Below are 15,440 nucleotides of genomic sequence, written 5' to 3' on the forward strand. Positions count from 1 at the left end.
CTCTGAGCTCTGTGAACCGTATGAACAGTGTGTGGACGCGGCCGCATCGGTGCGGTTCGGGGAGCATCAGCACCGGCGGTTTCAGGTTCGCGCGATGACCTTTTCGGCGAAGCGGGAGAGGTTGTCGATCTTGGTCTGCAACGGTTCGGTGTCTTGTTCGAGGGTGTAGGGCAGGCGGAAGCCGACGATCACATCGGTGACGCCCTTGTCTTCCAGTCGTTTGATCCCGTCGACGGTGAATCCGTCGAGCGAGATGACGTGCACCTCGAAGTCCTTGCGCGTCCCGTATTCGGCACGCAACGCGTCCAATTCGACAAGCAGCCGGTCGAGTTCGGCACCGTCGCCGCCCGCGTGCATCCAGCCGTCGCCGCGCTGGGCGGCCCGCCGCAGCGCGGGCTTGCTGTGCCCGCCGATGAGAATCGGCACCGGCTCGGTCGGCACCGGACTGATCTTGATGGGCGGAATGTCGTAGAACTCGCCGTGGAATTCGAAGTACCCGCCCGCGGTCAGCCCGCGCACGATGTCGATGCACTCGTCCATCCGCGCACCGCGCTTGTCGAACGGCACCCCCATGATCTCGAAATCATCGGGCCACGGGCTGATCCCGACACCGAGCCCGAACCGGTTGCCGCTCAACGCCGCCACCGACGCGGCCTGCTTGGCGACCAGCACCGGCGGGCGAATCGGCAACTTCAACACGAACGGCGTGAACCGCAACGTGGTGGTGGCCGCCGCCATCGCCGCGCTGAGCACGAACGCCTCGATGAACGGCTTGTCCTCCAGGAACTCCCGGCTCCCGTCGGGCGTGTAGGGGTACTTGGCGTCGGAGTCCCTCGGGTAGGCGACGCTGTCGGCGACCGCCATCGACGCGTACCCCGCCTCCTCCGCGGCCCTGGCCAACGGCAGGTAGTAGGCCGGGTCCGTCATCGTCTCGGCATAGGTGAAGCGCATATCAGTCGCCTTCCTGGCGCTGCGAGTGCCGCGCCGCGTCGGCCCCGGCGCGGCGCCCGAAGAACGAGCCCTCGCCGAGACAGGTACCACTGGAATAGCCGCCGCAGTCCTGCGCGATATTCGACGCGCAGGCTCCGGCCGCGTACAGGCCCGGAATGATCGAGTCGTCGCCGCGTTGCACCGCGCCGTCGACGGTGGTCCGGAGGCCACCGAGGGTGAACCCGACATAGGTCGCCGTACCAGGCGTCAAATCGAAAGCGCCCCAAGGTCCTTCGGTCAACGGCCGAATCCAGTCCGGATGCTTGTCGAACTCGGGATCGTGTTCGTCGGCGGCCGCGACGTTGTAGTTCGCGACCGTCTCCTGCAGCGCACCGACCGCGATGCCGAGCGCCGCTTCCATCAGCGCGACCGTCTCCCAGCCGTCGATGAACCGCACCATCGGCAGCTCGGGCCACACCATGTGCTTGCTGTCCACGATCAGATAGGCCGTCGAATCCGGCTGCGCGACAACCTCACCCGCGGTGAGCCCGTGATAGGAATCCTCGGCGACGAACCGGCGCCCCGCCTTGTTCACGATGATCCCGTACAGCAGTTCGGCAGGCGGATAGAACGACGCGGTCAGGAACACCCCGTCCATGTGCGCGGTCGCCGCGCCCGCCGACTGCCCGAGCCGGACCCCGAGGCCGTCATCGGTCGGCACCCCCAACGGCAGGAAGTGCCGCGACATCCGCGCCGCATAGGCGGTCAGCATCTCCGGGTTCATCACGAACCCGCCCGCGGCAAGCACCACCGCACCCGCCGCGGCACCGCCCGGCCATGTCACGCCGACCACGCGCCCCCGATCGACCACCAGATGCTCGACCCGCGTCTCGAACCGCACCCGGATGCCGAGCGCACGCACCCGCGCGGCAAGCACCCGCATGATCTCGGCGCCACCGCGTTCGGCGGGCGCGTTCACCTTGTGCCCGCGCGGCGCGGGCTCCGCCGATTCCCGAAAGGGCGCGACCTTCTCGTTGCCGGTCCACATCAGCCCCTCGGTGCCCGGCTGCACCACCGCCTTGCCGGGATAGAACGAGCGCTCGAAGCTCAGCCCCTGCGCCTCCAGCCACTCGAAATGCGCGACACTGCCCGCACAGTAGGCGCCGAGCTTCGCGTGATCGGGGTCCGGTGTCACCGCCGTCAGATAGTCGCGCATCGCGGCGACGGAGTCGTCGTGCCCGGTGGCCTGCTGAACCGGTGTGCCGCCGCCGAGATAGAAATGCCCCGCCGCCAGCGCCGACGCCCCGCCCGCCGCGCCGGTGCGCTCCAGGATCAACACCCGCGCCCCCGCCTCGGCCGCACCGATCGCCGCGCACGCACCGGCGATGCCGAAACCGACGACAACAACATCGGCGGCATCGGCCCAGTCCGGCGGGGGCGAGATCAGTTCGGGGAGTGCGGTTCCTACTGCCATGGATTCGAAAAGCCTTCCGGGATCATGGCGTCGAACATCGCTTTCATGTCGTCGGACAGGCGCATCAGCTCGATGTGGGACCCGATCGGACCGCCCGCAAGATAGGCGAACTCCATCCCGATGCCCTCGAACCTGCCCTGTGCCACTACCTCGATACCCGCCGCCTGCGCTGCGTCGAGCGCTCCGTCATAGTCCTCGGGTACCCAGGCCGCGTGATGCAGGCCAGGTCCGATCCGCTCGAGCTGCTCGGCATAGAGACTTGCCCCGCCGCGCGGCTCGATCAGCTCCAGCTGCTGTCCGCCCGCGTACCCCAGGGCGACAGTAATCGTGTAATCGGCAGGCGCACCACGAAATTCGCAGAACTCCGGGCCGAACCGGACGTCAGGAACGGTGAACCACCGGGCAACCCCGTAGTGCTCGGTGAACCGCTGTTGTGCGGCAGCCATGTCCTCGACCACCCAGCAGAGCTGAAAGATCGGGCCGTCCGCGATCATCGCGCGCTCCGGACTCGCTCACTTCGCACACCTCAACTAAACACGTGTGTTTAATGCAGTCAAGGATCGGCTTTAGTACAGTGCACCCATGCTCATCGCCGACTCGCGCGGAATCCTGCTCGACGCGGGGGAGCGGCTCATCGCCGAACGCGGCGTCGACGTCCCGCTCCGTGACATCGCCGCCGCGGCAGGCCACCGCAACAACTCCGCGGTGCACTACTACTTCGACTCACGCACCGGCCTGATCGAAGCCATCGTGGAACGCCGCATGAACACCCTCGAGAACCAGCGCATGCACCTGCTCGCCCGGCACGAGGCCGACGGCACCGCCAACGACCTGCCCACCCTCGTCACCATGCTGGTCACCCCGATCCTCGAGCTGATCACCCAACCCGACGTCACCCACTACGGCCGCTTCCTAGACGTCGTGCGCGCCCACCCCGTGGTCACCGACGCGAGCCGCCTCGCAGGCGCCGACCGCGCCGCCGTCCGCATCATCGCCACCCGCCTGGCCGCCGCCCTCACCCACGTGCCCGCGCGCCGACGCCGCCAACGCCTCGAAACCATGACCACCGTCATGTTCGCCCTCATCGCCGACTACGAACGCACCCTCGAATCCGGCACCCGCACACCCCATCCCGACGACGCCACCGAAATCGTGGCCATGATCGTCGCCATGCTGCACGTCCCCACCCACCCCTGAACCCTGTCAGGATCGAGAGGGTACTGGTGTCGGCATCGCCCGAGTAGCTGCCTGCACCATTACCCTCTCGATCATCGCGAGAGAACTACGCGCGTCGACCAACCAGGCGTGGCTGCTGGAACGCGTGCGGATTCACAGGAGAGCTGATCTGCGCTTTAGCGGAACCCGATTCCTAGCCGCAGCGGTGGGTCGTCCGAAGCCGCGTCTGCGCTGAGATACGGTCGCTGCGTGGAACTACTAGGCATTCATCACGTGGCGATCATCGCGTCCGACTATGTGCGGTCCAAGCGGTTCTACGCCGAAACACTCGGCCTCGCGGTCATCGCCGAGCACTACCGGGCCGACCGCCGCTCCTACAAACTCGACCTCGCGATCCCCGGCGGCAGCCGCATCGAACTGTTCTCCTTCCCCGAACCACCGGACCGCGCCAGCTGGCCCGAAGCCGCAGGCCTGCGCCACCTGGCCTTCGCAACCCGCGACGTCGCCGCCACCCTCGAAGAACTGTCCGCCAAAGGCGTGCGCACCGAGGAACTCCGCGTCGACGAGATCACCGGCAAGCGCATGGCCTTCTTCTTCGACCCCGACAACCTGCCACTGGAACTCTACGAAGTCTGAGCGCTACGAGCTCTGCAACATCCCCCGTGACCGACGCGCCAATTCGACTGTCGCCGCACGCAACTCATCGATGGCATCGATCGGCTCGGCATAACCGACGCGGGTACGTGCAACACCACGCGGCGTCACCACCCGCAGATCCAACCCGTAACGATCGGCCCGCTCACAGCTCGCCTCGGTCGCATCGGGATAGCCGCCGAGCGCCTGCGCCATCGCCAGCAACGCCGGGGCGTGATCGTCGTTGAGATGCTCGATCGCATCCGCCGCCAACGGGACAACCGGGTCAGGCACCGAGGCCGTGTACTGCTCGGCCGTCGCGGAATCCATCCGGCCATAACCGCCGACCCACCGGACCCGCCGCACCCGCAAAATCCACACCGAAAAATCGCTGTAGTCGATGTAGTACTTCGCCGCAGGCACCGCGGCAAGATGCGCCGCACGCGCCGCCTCGGCCTCCGCGCCCACCGGCTGCTCGACCACACCCGCCAACGTGATCCGCGTCCCCGCCAACGGATCCGCAGGCATATCCGGCGCCACGATCGCGATACTGGCCCGCGGATCGCCCGCAAGGTTACGGCCGTGCTCGGCCATCCGCGACACACACAACACCGGCTGCCCGTCCAGCAGCCCATACGTGATGAACGACGCCCACGGAGTGCCGTCCTCACTCAAACTCGCCAGCGTCGCGGTGTTCGTCGCCGCGGCAACCGTTCTCGCCTCCTCGGCCGCCGAAGGGCGGGCGGCATTCGCTACCGGCGCGGTCGGCTGCGGAATCGAGGGCGCATCACCGGGATCACCGTGGTCGAGGCTCATGCCGTCCATCCTCTCCTGCCCGCCCGACATGCCGCCAACGGGTATGCCTGCCAGTGGACTTTATCCAGCGTGCCACCTCGAATCGCCGTGCGCGCCGCGATCAATGGATGGGATTGAGCGCGCGGATCGCGCCGGAATAGACCAGACTTGCCGGGTGACCCGATACGCATTCGACGCCGACCGGACCGTACTGATCGCCACCTGGGCGACCGGACGCGGTGACCTCGCGCAGACGGTTGCTGCGCTGCCCCCGGTCGTAACCCACGATCAAGCAACAAATCTGGCGTCGAACCTGACCACGCTGTCGCGGTTCCAGTGGCGCACCTACACCCACCCGGCCAGCGCGGCAGGCGACCCCGACATCCCCAACAGCGAAGCCTGGCGCCGCGCCGAGGAACGCAGGAACTTCAAGGAGGTCGAAGCAGGCCTCCGCACCCCCAACCTACCCACCGACGAAGGACTCGTCGTCTCCTACAGCGGCGTCGTCGAATCCGCGCACCGCCTCGGCCGCACCCTGCACGACATCGACGACCCCACCCTGCGCGACACCATCGTCGCCGAGGTGGGCGCCGAACAGGCCGCCATCGAATCCGCCGAACGCGGCGACCTGTCCGGGCGCGCCCGCCAAGCCGTCGAACTGTCCCGCCCCGACGTCTCGCCCGCCCAGGTGCAAGCCGCCGACGACCTCTTACGTGCCGACCCACTCGGCTCCATCGAACTGTTCACCGAACTCGACCCCGCCTCCGCCGCCGTCGCGGCCGCACACTGGCTGCTCGCCGCCGCCGAGGTCGCCGGGGAAATGGCTGGCGTGCCCGCGACCGACGTGGTCGTCGAAGCCGACGACATCGAAGCACTGCAAGTGGAGACCCCCACCCTGGTGCTCGAACGACTCGACGAAGGCGAAAGCCCCACCGAAGTCGTCGTCGACCTCATCGCCGAGGCGATGGCCGTGCACGAAGGCCGCGTGCCAGCACCGTGGGGCCTGGTCGCCCGCGTCGCCGAAATCGAAGAGCAGGCACGCAAATTCGAGGTCGACGCCGACACCCGCGCCGCCATGCTGGCCGGCTTCCGGATCAGCCGCCTCGACCCGTCCCGTCCCGCCCTCGACCTCCTGGAAGACCTCCTCGACGGCATCCGCGGCTGTCTGCTGCTCTACGCAGCCCACACCGACGACCCCGACGTGGAAGCCCTGTTCACCGCCGACGTCCGCCTCGAAGCCGACTCCGACCCCGAACACCTCCTGTAACCACGCCCGGCCGGAGACCGGCACTCGCGGCGGGTGGTCGGTGCACGCGGCTGCCCGTCGGTTCATCGCTGGAATGCGACGGGCGCTCGTGTGGCGAATTATCGGGCTGCGGCGGCGGTTTCCGGGTCGGTGCTCAACCACCGGCGCAGGCCCTCGTACACGGCCTCATGGTTGAGCAGCGTGAAATGGTTGGCGGCAGGGATGTGCAGGCCGTTGGCGTCGTCGAAACCGATGCGGCGGGCCCGGTTTCGACCAGACGCGCTCGGCGTCAGCACGAGACCGTCGCCGATGATGCGGCCAAGCGGATGGCGCGGACTGCGGGTGATGCAGGCGGTCACGAAGTAGTGATCGGCGCCGTCCAGCAACGGCACCTCGCGAATCGCTCTGCGGCGCAAGGAGTCCGTGTCAGCGCCGCGCCAGTCCTCGTCGACCAGCGAACCATGGCGCAAATCGCGGATCCCCGCGCTGCGCCTGCGCAACAGCCGACCCAGCGGCTTCGTCTCGGGCACCCGCACCAACGCCGCCGACGCAAAATGCACGAGCTGCTCGAGCGGCGCACCCAGATGCGGGGACCCGAGGCACACCAGATGCCGCACCCGCCGCACCCACGGCAGCTTCGCCTCGTTCGCGTCGAAACACGCACCGCGCGCGATCAACCCACCCATCGAATGACCGACCAACGACAATTCCTCGATCTCGACCGGCCAATGCTCGACCAGCCGCGCAAGCAACTCGCTCAACTGACGAGCGTTCTCGGAGATGTGCAGGCCGCTGTTGTACCGGATCTGCAGAGTGCTGTACCCGAGGTCCTGCTCGATCCGCTCGGTGTAACTAGCCCGGCCACCCAACCGCCACGCATGCTCGGTCTCCACCAGCCCGTGCAGAAACACCACCACTCGCCGACTCGGCCGCCCGACAACGGCGCCGATCTGCTCGGGCGCGACCGGCGCACCGTCGACCCGCACCGTCATCGGCCCGGCCAGGATCGGCCGCGAATCCTCGAGGCTGTCCCCGATGAGCCCTTGCAGCGCGCCGAGGAAGCCCGCGCCGTACACGGTCCGCGACGGTACCTCGATGCCAGGGAGATCCACGGCGCGTTCGGCGACCTGTCCCGCCACGATCGCCGTCCCGCTGACGATCCGATACACCCCGTCGGTGATCACGTCGTGCACCGCTTGCACCGGGATCGCGGCCGGACCGACCCCCAACCGCACCGCCGCGAACACTCGCCCTGCGATCGCCCGATGCACAGCGGCGATACCGTCGACCGCGCCGCCGAGCTCATCGCCTGCGAGCCGGGCGAGGGCCCGGACCTCGGCCTTACGCTGGTGTGTCTGCTCAGCCATACGTTTGAGTGTACAAGCGTTCACTGAATCCCGCGTGCCTGCGGATCGCCTTGCCGCCCTTCGACGCCTGCTATCGCAGCGTCAAAGACCCGACGGCAGGTCCAGTTCATGGCACCCGGCTGACCCCAACGGCCGACTCGGTGAGACTGCCCAGATACAACACACCCTCGTGCTCGACGACACCCGTCACCATCTGGAAATTGGTGCCCTTTCGCTGCAAGTCGTGCACGACATTGCCGTCGAAGTCGACCGCGAGCACCCAGATGGTCCGAGCAGGCTTCGGCTGTACCCACTTCGGCAGCAGCCACACGAGCTGCCGCAGCATCCCCGGCAGCGGAAGCAGCCGGTCCAGCAACGGATTCCGGGCGGACGGCAAGGTGATCCAGATCAGCCCGTCGCTGCCCAGACCCAGGTTGTCGGGAAAGCCGGGCAAGTTCTCCACCAGGAAGTCTCTGGTGCCAGCCCGCGGACCGGTGAGCCAATACCGGGACAGTCGATAGCCGCCGGTCTCGGCGACGACCACACACGAGCGATCAGGGGCGAGGACCACGCCGTTGGCGAAAACCAGGTCATCGATCAAGGTTTCGACCTTGCCGGCGGGGTCACGACGGAACAGCCTGCCCGTCTTCGAATGTTCGAGCAGGTCGCCCATGTAATCCTCGAGCGAGTATCGGGCCGAGGACGACGAGAAGTAGATGGTGCCGTCGCTGTCCCGAACGACATTGCTGGCGAAGGGGAGTGGAACGCCGTCGACTTCGTCGACGAGAACCGTCAACTCGCCGTCCGGCCGCAATTCGAGCAGGCCGCGCTCGAAGTCGCAGATCAGAATCGTGCCGTCCGGGTCGGCATGCAGGCCGAGGGGACGACCGCCGGTATTGACGAGCTCACGGACGTCACCACTGGCCGGGTCGATGCTGAGGATGGATCCGTCGGCGATTCCGGTGACCAGCCGACCGTCGGGGCCGAGCACGACGCCCTCGGGACCGGGGCCGGGGAGTGCGAGCCGGGTGACCTCCGGAAGTGGTGGCGTGCTACGGCTTTGGCGCGCACGCGGGGGAGCGGAGGGCGGTGTCCAGCGTTGCGGATTCATCGATGTAGCGGGCACGCCTCAGCGTAACTGCGGGCTTGGTGAGTCCGAGGGATCCTGGGGCCGTCAGGTCGAAGGTCAACAGAAACAACATTGTTTTACGTAGATATGCGCATCTACGCATGTTGGCTCTATCTATCCAATCTCACGACAACTCACTGGTCACGACTAAAGCCTGCAAGGACGAGGGGAGGGGCCAAGGTCGACTGGACGTGAGCGGACCTCCGCGATGATGGTCGCCGCGTTGACGGGAGTTCAATGGTTGCGATGCGCACTCCGGCGTCCGCCATTGGACTCCCGTCAACGCGGGGGCCTACGGCTGGTGGGTGATTGTGTACCAGAGCACGGCGAGGGTGCCGAGGACGAACAGCGGTGACAGGACCCAGGTTTCGAGTTTGTTCCCGGTGCGGTCGATGATCGGCAGGCTGGTGCGAAGTTTGAACGGCCAGAACAGCCGGCAGCCGCGGTCGGTGAGGCAGTCGCCGAGCAGGTGGGTCAGTGCGCCGAGGCCGACGGAGAAGGGCAGCCAGGCGGGTTTGTCGGCGATCCAGTGGTCCATCGCGAAGGTGCCTGCGACCGCGAGCACCACCACGGTGCCCCACGCCTCGAATCCGTCGCCGGGCGGGCAGAGGTGCAGTGCGCGTACGGCCAAGGCCAGCAGGAAGAAGACGAGCCCGAGGGTGAACCAGCGGCCGATCCAGTGCTCGCCCGCCCACGTTCCGTAGGTGACCGCGGCGACGAAGGCGAAGGAGTGGGTGGCGTGCCGGTGTCCGCCGGAGATCCAGGAGATCAGTTTGCAGAGGTAGTACGAGATGGGTCCGAGCACATGCGCGATCGTTCCGTTCGGGTGGTCGGCGTCCGGGAGGAGCGCGGCGCCCGCCGTGAGGAATGTCCCGAGCAGGAGGTCGACGGGGCCGAGATGTCCTGTCGCGCCTTGGATTGCCGGGTAGGTCAAGATCGCTACGGGCAGCGCCGCTGCCGCCCCCGACCAGGCGAAAGCGCCGCTGGTCGCATGTGAATGTCCTAGCACCGAGTGAACGTTAGTTCAGCTCAGCATTGTTCAGCGAATGCTGGTTCAGTGCTGTTGCGGGGTAGGGGGATCAGGATACGGGCTGGTGGGATGGGCTGTGCGCAAGGCGGAGTCGCTTGAAGCGCTAGGGGAGGGGAGCGGCCGCCACAGGGCATGCGCGCGGAAGGGGAAGTGTGAGTGGGCATCTCGTGATCGGACGAGAGTTTCCTCGAGTGCGAGGCTCGGGACAAGTGTGGCTCGTGCGTTGGTCGCGGTTAATCAGTAGAGAAAATACATCTGGTTACGTAAACGTGCGTATATATGCATATGAACTCTATTGCGGCTGCTCGCGACATCTTCAACCTCTACAAAAGACCGCAAGGAGCCCAGAGGCCGTGCAGTTCAGCGACGGGTCTGAGGATTGACGATGCGGTCCAACGCGTGCAGGTCCGATTCGAGGGTGTAGAACACCCGCAACGCGCCGACGAAGGCGAACAGCCCACCGACACAGAGCGCCACGATCGAAGCGATCACCGTCTGCTGCTGAATCGGGTTGAGGAACGCCACCCCTGCCGCGACACCGAACAGCGGTACCGACGCGGCGATACCGAGATACACCCGGCTACGCCGGGCCAGCCGATGCAGCTGTACCGCTTCGCCGGGGGAACTGTGCCCTGCGGCGACCAATCCTGGGTAGTACCAACGCAGGACGAAGAACGTCACCGGGAAGTAGGTGTAGACCACTGCCACCGCGGCCGCCACCAGATGCGAGGCAATCAGGTTGATGAGCAACGTCCCCGACAGGTCGGCGATCTCGTGCAACTTGATCAGGAACACCACCAGCGCGACCGCCCAGCCGGAGAACGCCACGATGGCGATCCGGTCGCTGACCGCGAGGGTGTCGGCCCGCGCCTTGGCGAGGGTCTGCTCGTCGTAGTGCTGCCCGCGGCGTAAGCCGTTGGGCACCAAGAACACCAGCCTGCACCAGTACAGCAGCAACCCGATCCCGACGGGATAGCCGATGGCGGCGACGAGCAGCGCGAGCCGTTGTAGTTGCAGTCGCCCGTCGACGCTGAGTTCGAGGTCCAGCAGCCTGGTGTTGTGCGCCGAGAGGTACAGCCCGCCGAGCAGCTGCCCGATCGCGCTGGAGAGGGTCACCACCGGCATAGGCCGCATCCGCAGCCTGCCGCGGACGCTGCGTGATGGCGGGTCGACGAGGTCGCGTGCGGTGCGATCGAGGGTGAGTTCGAGGTGCTGCGCGAGGTCGGCGCCGGAAGCGTAGCGGTCGTCTCGGTTGGGGGAGAGGCAGGTCAGCAGCGCGTGCCGGAGGATCTGCGGGCAGTCCGCCGGGACGGTGGCCTCCAGGCGCGCGTCGAGCGGCTGCCGGCGCAGTTCGATCATTCTGGTGAGCGAGGTGTCGGATTCGCCGATGCCGAGCTCGTCGACGAACGGCAGCCTGCCGGTGAGCAGCTCCCACAGCACGACGGCGAGCGCGTACAGGTCGCTGCGGGTGTCGAGGTCGGCGGCCGTTGTCGGGATCGTCGGATGGCAGGCTTCGAGCTGTTCGGGTGACATGTAGGCGAGTGAGCCGCCGAAGTAGGCGACGGGGCTCGCCCCCGGAATGTGGGCGCTGAAGCTGATATTGAAGTCGGCGAGCTTGGGTTGGCCGTCGACGGTGAGCAGCACGTTGGCGGGTTTGATATCGCGGTGCAGCACGCCGGCGCGGTTGGCGTAGTCCAGTGCGGTGGCGAGTCGGCTGCCGAGCCAGGCGACGGTTTCGGACCAGCTGAGCTTGGCGATGTCGGCTCGGGTGCTGGAGGGCTGCGGCGTCAGTACTCCGCCGGAGCTGACGGCGGCGTCGACGGCGTCGAGCAGCAGTTGGCCGGTGCGCTGTGCGATGGGTGTGCTGCGGACCTTGCGCAGCACACCGAGCAGTGTGCCGCCGGGCACGTACTGCATGTACATCAGTTTCAGGTGCTGTGCTTCGATCTGGCGCTGGTCGAAGACGCGCACGACGTGTTCGTGATCGAGTTGTGCCAGTGTCTGTGGTTCACTGCCGCGGTCTCGCGAAACCTTCACCGCCACAAGTCGTTGCATGGAGCGCTGTCTGGCGAGGAAGACTCGCGCGAACGCGCCTTGGCCGAGCAGGATCAGCAGATCGAAGTCGTCGACGGTGGCGCCGGGGGCGATGGTGTCGAGTGCGTTGCTTGCGGTGGCGTCGGCGAGCACGGTGGTGCGGAAGTTCTCGGCGGTGTGGTCGCCGGTGCCGAGTTGGTCGGCGATCTGCGCCATCTGGGTGGCGAAGTCGTGTTCGTACTCGGTGAGGTCGAGCTCGAGGTCGCCGCTGCGGCTGCGCGCGGTGATCTCTTCGTAGATCAAATCCGGTGGGAGCGGGGCGATGTCGAGTTCCGGGAACTGTGCTCGGTAGTCGGCGAGGCGCTTGCCTTTGGTGGCTTCGCGCCAGCGGTGCTGCAGGTCGACCTTGATCAATTCGATCAGCGCGGTGCGGCGCAGCCTGGTTTCGGCAGGCAGGTGTGCCGCCAGATCAGGGGGTTCGTCCTCGTCCTCCCAGGCGTTGTCGAACCCCGCGACCAGCCGCGTCAACGCGTTTTGCGTCGCCGCCACCCGATCAGCACCGATGTGCATCTCCATGTGGCCCACCCGATCAAAAATTTCATCCCGAACCCCCAACCGAGGATAAACGATCAACACCCTGGTGAAACGGTATTTTCCCGCGACCGAGGGTTTCGCCGGGCGGCGATGTCTGTGTAATGGCCGGTCGGTGGGTTGGTGGTCGGTGCGTGCCCCTACTTTTCTGGTGGCGCGGCAGGGGTGGGTCAGTAGTCTTGATCGTCGATCTGGTCCCGTGCTCGAGGAGTGTCCATGCAGGATCTGTACGTGGTGAGTCATCCGCATGCGGAGCACTCCGAGCGTGATCTTGTCGGTGGGTGGTACGACTCGACGCTGACCGAGCGCGGGCGGCGGGACGCGGGTTCGGTGGCCGAGGAGTTGGCGCGGCGACGGTCCGGTGCGCGGCGGTCGCTGCGGATCACCACGTCCGATCTGAAGCGCTGCGCCGAGACCGCGCAGATCATCGCTGCGACGCTGGATGTGCCTGTGGCGGAGGATGTTCGGTTGCGTGAGATCAGCTTCGGTGTGGCCGAGGGGCGTCCGAATGCCTGGCTTGCGGAGCGGCAGGTGCCGGCTCCCGATGACGATCGGCTGGACCATCGTGGCCCGATTCCTGGTGCGGAGACCCGGCGGGAGGTGGCGAGCCGGGTGGGTGCGTGTGTCGGTGAGCTGATGGCCGATATCGAGCACGATCATGTGGTCGTCACCCATGGTTACGCGCTGACGTTCGTGGTCACCGCGTGGCTGCGGATTCCGGTGGAGGCGTCGGGGTTCGTGGCGTTCACGACCAGTCCGGGTGCGATCACGCATCTTCGGTGGGACGACTACTGGCGCAACCGTGCCGTGGTGAGTCTGGCCGACGACGTGCATCTGCGGAAGTAATACGCAACTAAGTGTTGCGCATCGAGGCAATGCCGACTACCGTCACACGCAACAAGTTGTTGCGAATAGGAGGTCGACATGGAGTACGGAACGATCGAACGCTCGATGTACATCGAAGCCACGCCCGACGTGGTCTACGAGGTGGTGAGCAGCCCCGAGCACATCAAGGAATGGTTCCCGGACGACGCCGTGCTCGACGCGGCGCCCGGCGGCGTCGGTGAATTCGTCTGGGGGGACAGGTCTTCGCCCGACGTGTACATCGTGCCGCTGACCGTCGTCGATGCGAGCCCGCCCCGGCTGTTCTCCTTCCGCTGGGGTCATCCCGCCGACGAAGTCGCCGTGCCCGCCAACTCGTTGCTCGTGGAATTCGAGATGGTCCCGTCGGGGACCGGCACGACGCTGCGGATGACCGAAAGCGGATTCCGCGAACGCGGTTGGGAGATTGCCACTCTCGAACACCACTACAACGACCACATCGACGGTTGGGACAAGCACCTGCCGGATCTGGTCGCCTATGTCGGCAAGTTGGTCGCGAGCAAATGACCGGCATCGTCGACGACGACCTGTGGTCGGCGATCGGAGATCCGACCAGGCGCCGCATGCTCGATCTGCTGCTGGCTGACGGCGAGGGGACAGCGACCACGCTCAGCGAGCGACTACCGGTCACTCGGCAAGCCGTCGCGCGACATCTCAGTGTCCTCGATCGGGTCGGGCTCGTGCACGGCACTCCCGCGGGACGGGAACGGCGCTATCGCATCGACGACGCGCAATTGGCCCGCGCGGTAGCGCAACTGAACGCGGTGGGGTCGACCTGGGATGCCAGGTTGCAGCGCATCAAGCGGATTGCCGAAGCGATCCAGCACAGCAAGAAGAAGTAGCCGAGAAGAGGAATTCGCAATGGTAGATATTTTGCACAGGGTCGGGATCAAGTCCTCGGTCGATGAGGTCTATTCGGCCTTGGCGACTGTCGACGGACTGTCCGGCTGGTGGACCGACCAGACGCAAGGCGACTCGAATGCCGGGGGAGTCGTGCAGTTCCGTTTCAAGGCGGACGGCTTCGATATGAAGGTGACCGACCTGCAGCCGGGCAAGCAGGTGCAGTGGGAGGTCGTCGGCGGGCCGCCGGAATGGATCGGCACCGAGGTGGTGTTCGACCTGAAGCAGGACGGCGAGTACGCGATCGTCCTGTTCAAGCATCAGGGCTGGAAGGAACCCGTCGAGTTCATGCACCACTGCACCACCAAGTGGGGCGTGTTCCTGATGAGCCTCAAGTCGATGGTCGAAACCGGTACGGGGGCACCGTATCCGCGCGATGTCCATATCGACAACTGGGGCTAAGGGAGTGCGTGGCCCGTCCGGTGTCAGCCGGACGGGCCACGTTCAACTGGCGAGGGTGTCTCGACAATGCTGTAGATGGCTTGGCGGCCAACATGATTCAACACCATTGACTCGTCTTCGGTTGTTACGGAACACAAGTGGGAAGAAGATGCGCCGCTACCTCGCTGTTACGCTCCGAGCGCCCGGGTACGAGCCGGGGAATGGACCCCGGCACCCGGCGTGATGAGGAGGCCATGATGCGAGGTTCTATTCTTCCAAAGTTCTGTTCCTCCAACGAATCCCGTGAAACAAATGTACGCCGGACGGTGGCTGCCGGTGCGATGTCCGCCATTTTCGCGGCGGGTCTCGTGAGCGGTCTCGCCACAGCACCGGCGCAGGCCGCACCCGGCGACCTGACCTGCCGGGGGACCGCAACAGTCAACTTCAAACCAGGCATCACCTACGGTTCCGCGCCAACCACCATCTCCGGTAGCGCCAAGCTCGGCGTCGCCGCCGACCCGGCCGCCCCGTGCACCTCGACCACCGGTAAGACCATGACCGGCGGCACCTTCACCCTCGACCCGGTCAACACCAACGCCAGCTGCGCGGCAACCAACGCCCGCGGCACCGGCACCATCGCCTGGAACAACGGCAACCCCGCCAGCAAGGTCACCTGGACCGTGAACTTCGCGATCTTCCCGCCCCAGCGTTCCTTCGTCGTCAAAGTCGTCTCCGGCCCGCTGGCCGGTGACACCGCCACCCTCGACGTCACCCCGGCCAGTCAAACAGGGGACTGCTCGGCCGGCCTCACCCAACTGGTTGCCGACAACATGACCGCCACCTTCCGGTAGCACCGCGTCGGTTCGGCCATCGGATACGCAGCCGATGGCCGA

Annotated in this window: 16 protein-coding genes; 8 read left to right on the forward strand and 8 right to left on the reverse strand. The window is 66.4% G+C overall.

Translation table 11 applies throughout. The features are described from left to right. Positions 1-81: 81 nt before the first annotated feature. The 3 genes from NA11_RS07315 to NA11_RS07325 are packed head-to-tail and all read right to left on the reverse strand — an operon-like array spanning position 82 to position 2,898. Positions 82-951, reverse strand: a complete 870-nt coding sequence (locus NA11_RS07315; RefSeq protein ID WP_069161018.1) for a TIGR03619 family F420-dependent LLM class oxidoreductase — start codon at positions 949-951, stop codon at positions 82-84. Between the two features lies 1 nt (position 952). Beyond that, positions 953-2,404, reverse strand: a complete 1,452-nt coding sequence (locus NA11_RS07320; protein WP_069161019.1) for an FAD-binding protein — start codon at positions 2,402-2,404, stop codon at positions 953-955. Continuing rightward, complete coding sequence (locus NA11_RS07325) at positions 2,395-2,898, reverse strand: VOC family protein (RefSeq protein ID WP_069161020.1); 504 nt, start codon at positions 2,896-2,898, stop codon at positions 2,395-2,397. The genes NA11_RS07320 and NA11_RS07325 overlap by 10 nt, the downstream gene beginning before the upstream one ends. Before the next feature lie 88 nt (positions 2,899-2,986). On the opposite strand from NA11_RS07325, the gene NA11_RS07330 reads away from it, so the two are divergent. Both NA11_RS07330 and gloA2 read left to right on the forward strand, forming a co-directional pair. Beyond that, positions 2,987-3,601, forward strand: coding sequence for a TetR/AcrR family transcriptional regulator (locus NA11_RS07330; protein ID WP_069161021.1), 615 nt, complete (start codon positions 2,987-2,989; stop codon positions 3,599-3,601). Between the two features lie 228 nt (positions 3,602-3,829). Beyond that, complete coding sequence (gloA2, locus tag NA11_RS07335) at positions 3,830-4,216, forward strand: SMU1112c/YaeR family gloxylase I-like metalloprotein (RefSeq protein ID WP_069161022.1); 387 nt, start codon at positions 3,830-3,832, stop codon at positions 4,214-4,216. A 3-nt stretch (positions 4,217-4,219) separates the two neighbouring features. Here gloA2 and NA11_RS07340 read toward each other — a convergent pair whose 3' ends face one another. After that, complete coding sequence (locus NA11_RS07340; protein WP_174567665.1) at positions 4,220-5,029, reverse strand: HugZ family pyridoxamine 5'-phosphate oxidase; 810 nt, start codon at positions 5,027-5,029, stop codon at positions 4,220-4,222. A 154-nt stretch (positions 5,030-5,183) separates the two neighbouring features. Here NA11_RS07340 and NA11_RS45520 point away from each other — a divergent pair, with 154 nt between their 5' ends. Next, entirely contained in the window at positions 5,184-6,275 is a 1,092-nt protein-coding gene (locus NA11_RS45520; protein WP_167837590.1) for a hypothetical protein, read from the forward strand. 98 nt (positions 6,276-6,373) lie between these two features. Here the strand turns inward: NA11_RS45520 and NA11_RS07350 are convergent, their stop codons facing one another. The 4 genes from NA11_RS07350 to NA11_RS07365 form a co-directional block, all read right to left on the reverse strand. After that, positions 6,374-7,621 (reverse strand): lipase family alpha/beta hydrolase, encoded by a 1,248-nt coding sequence (locus tag NA11_RS07350; protein WP_069161024.1) that lies wholly within the window; start codon positions 7,619-7,621, stop codon positions 6,374-6,376. A gap of 106 nt (positions 7,622-7,727) precedes the next feature. Next, complete coding sequence (locus NA11_RS07355; protein ID WP_245745759.1) at positions 7,728-8,726, reverse strand: SMP-30/gluconolactonase/LRE family protein; 999 nt, start codon at positions 8,724-8,726, stop codon at positions 7,728-7,730. Between the two features lie 295 nt (positions 8,727-9,021). Continuing rightward, the gene (locus NA11_RS07360) at positions 9,022-9,738 is read right to left on the reverse strand and encodes a metal-dependent hydrolase (RefSeq protein ID WP_069161026.1); all 717 of its coding nucleotides are present in this window, start codon (positions 9,736-9,738) and stop codon (positions 9,022-9,024) included. Between the two features lie 381 nt (positions 9,739-10,119). Further along, positions 10,120-12,369 (reverse strand): serine/threonine-protein kinase, encoded by a 2,250-nt coding sequence (locus NA11_RS07365; protein WP_069161027.1) that lies wholly within the window; start codon positions 12,367-12,369, stop codon positions 10,120-10,122. Between the two features lie 231 nt (positions 12,370-12,600). Between NA11_RS07365 and NA11_RS07370 the strand changes: the two genes are divergently transcribed. The 5 genes from NA11_RS07370 to NA11_RS07390 all read left to right on the forward strand — a co-directional run bounded on the left by NA11_RS07370 (position 12,601) and on the right by NA11_RS07390 (position 15,398). Continuing rightward, complete coding sequence (locus tag NA11_RS07370; protein ID WP_069161191.1) at positions 12,601-13,230, forward strand: histidine phosphatase family protein; 630 nt, start codon at positions 12,601-12,603, stop codon at positions 13,228-13,230. 78 nt (positions 13,231-13,308) lie between these two features. Continuing rightward, entirely contained in the window at positions 13,309-13,773 is a 465-nt protein-coding gene (locus NA11_RS07375; protein ID WP_069161028.1) for an SRPBCC family protein, read from the forward strand. Continuing rightward, positions 13,770-14,108: an ArsR/SmtB family transcription factor gene (locus NA11_RS07380; protein ID WP_069161029.1), complete on the forward strand. Its 339-nt coding sequence runs from the start codon at positions 13,770-13,772 to the stop codon at positions 14,106-14,108. The genes NA11_RS07375 and NA11_RS07380 overlap by 4 nt, the downstream gene beginning before the upstream one ends. Positions 14,109-14,127: 19 nt before the next feature. Next, positions 14,128-14,568, forward strand: a complete 441-nt coding sequence (locus NA11_RS07385) for an SRPBCC family protein (RefSeq protein WP_069161030.1) — start codon at positions 14,128-14,130, stop codon at positions 14,566-14,568. A 320-nt stretch (positions 14,569-14,888) separates the two neighbouring features. Then, positions 14,889-15,398 (forward strand): hypothetical protein, encoded by a 510-nt coding sequence (locus NA11_RS07390; RefSeq protein WP_141717461.1) that lies wholly within the window; start codon positions 14,889-14,891, stop codon positions 15,396-15,398. Positions 15,399-15,440: the final 42 nt, after the last annotated feature.

The organism is Nocardia altamirensis NBRC 108246 (assembly GCF_001612685.1).
GTDB classification, from domain to species: domain Bacteria; phylum Actinomycetota; class Actinomycetes; order Mycobacteriales; family Mycobacteriaceae; genus Nocardia; species Nocardia altamirensis.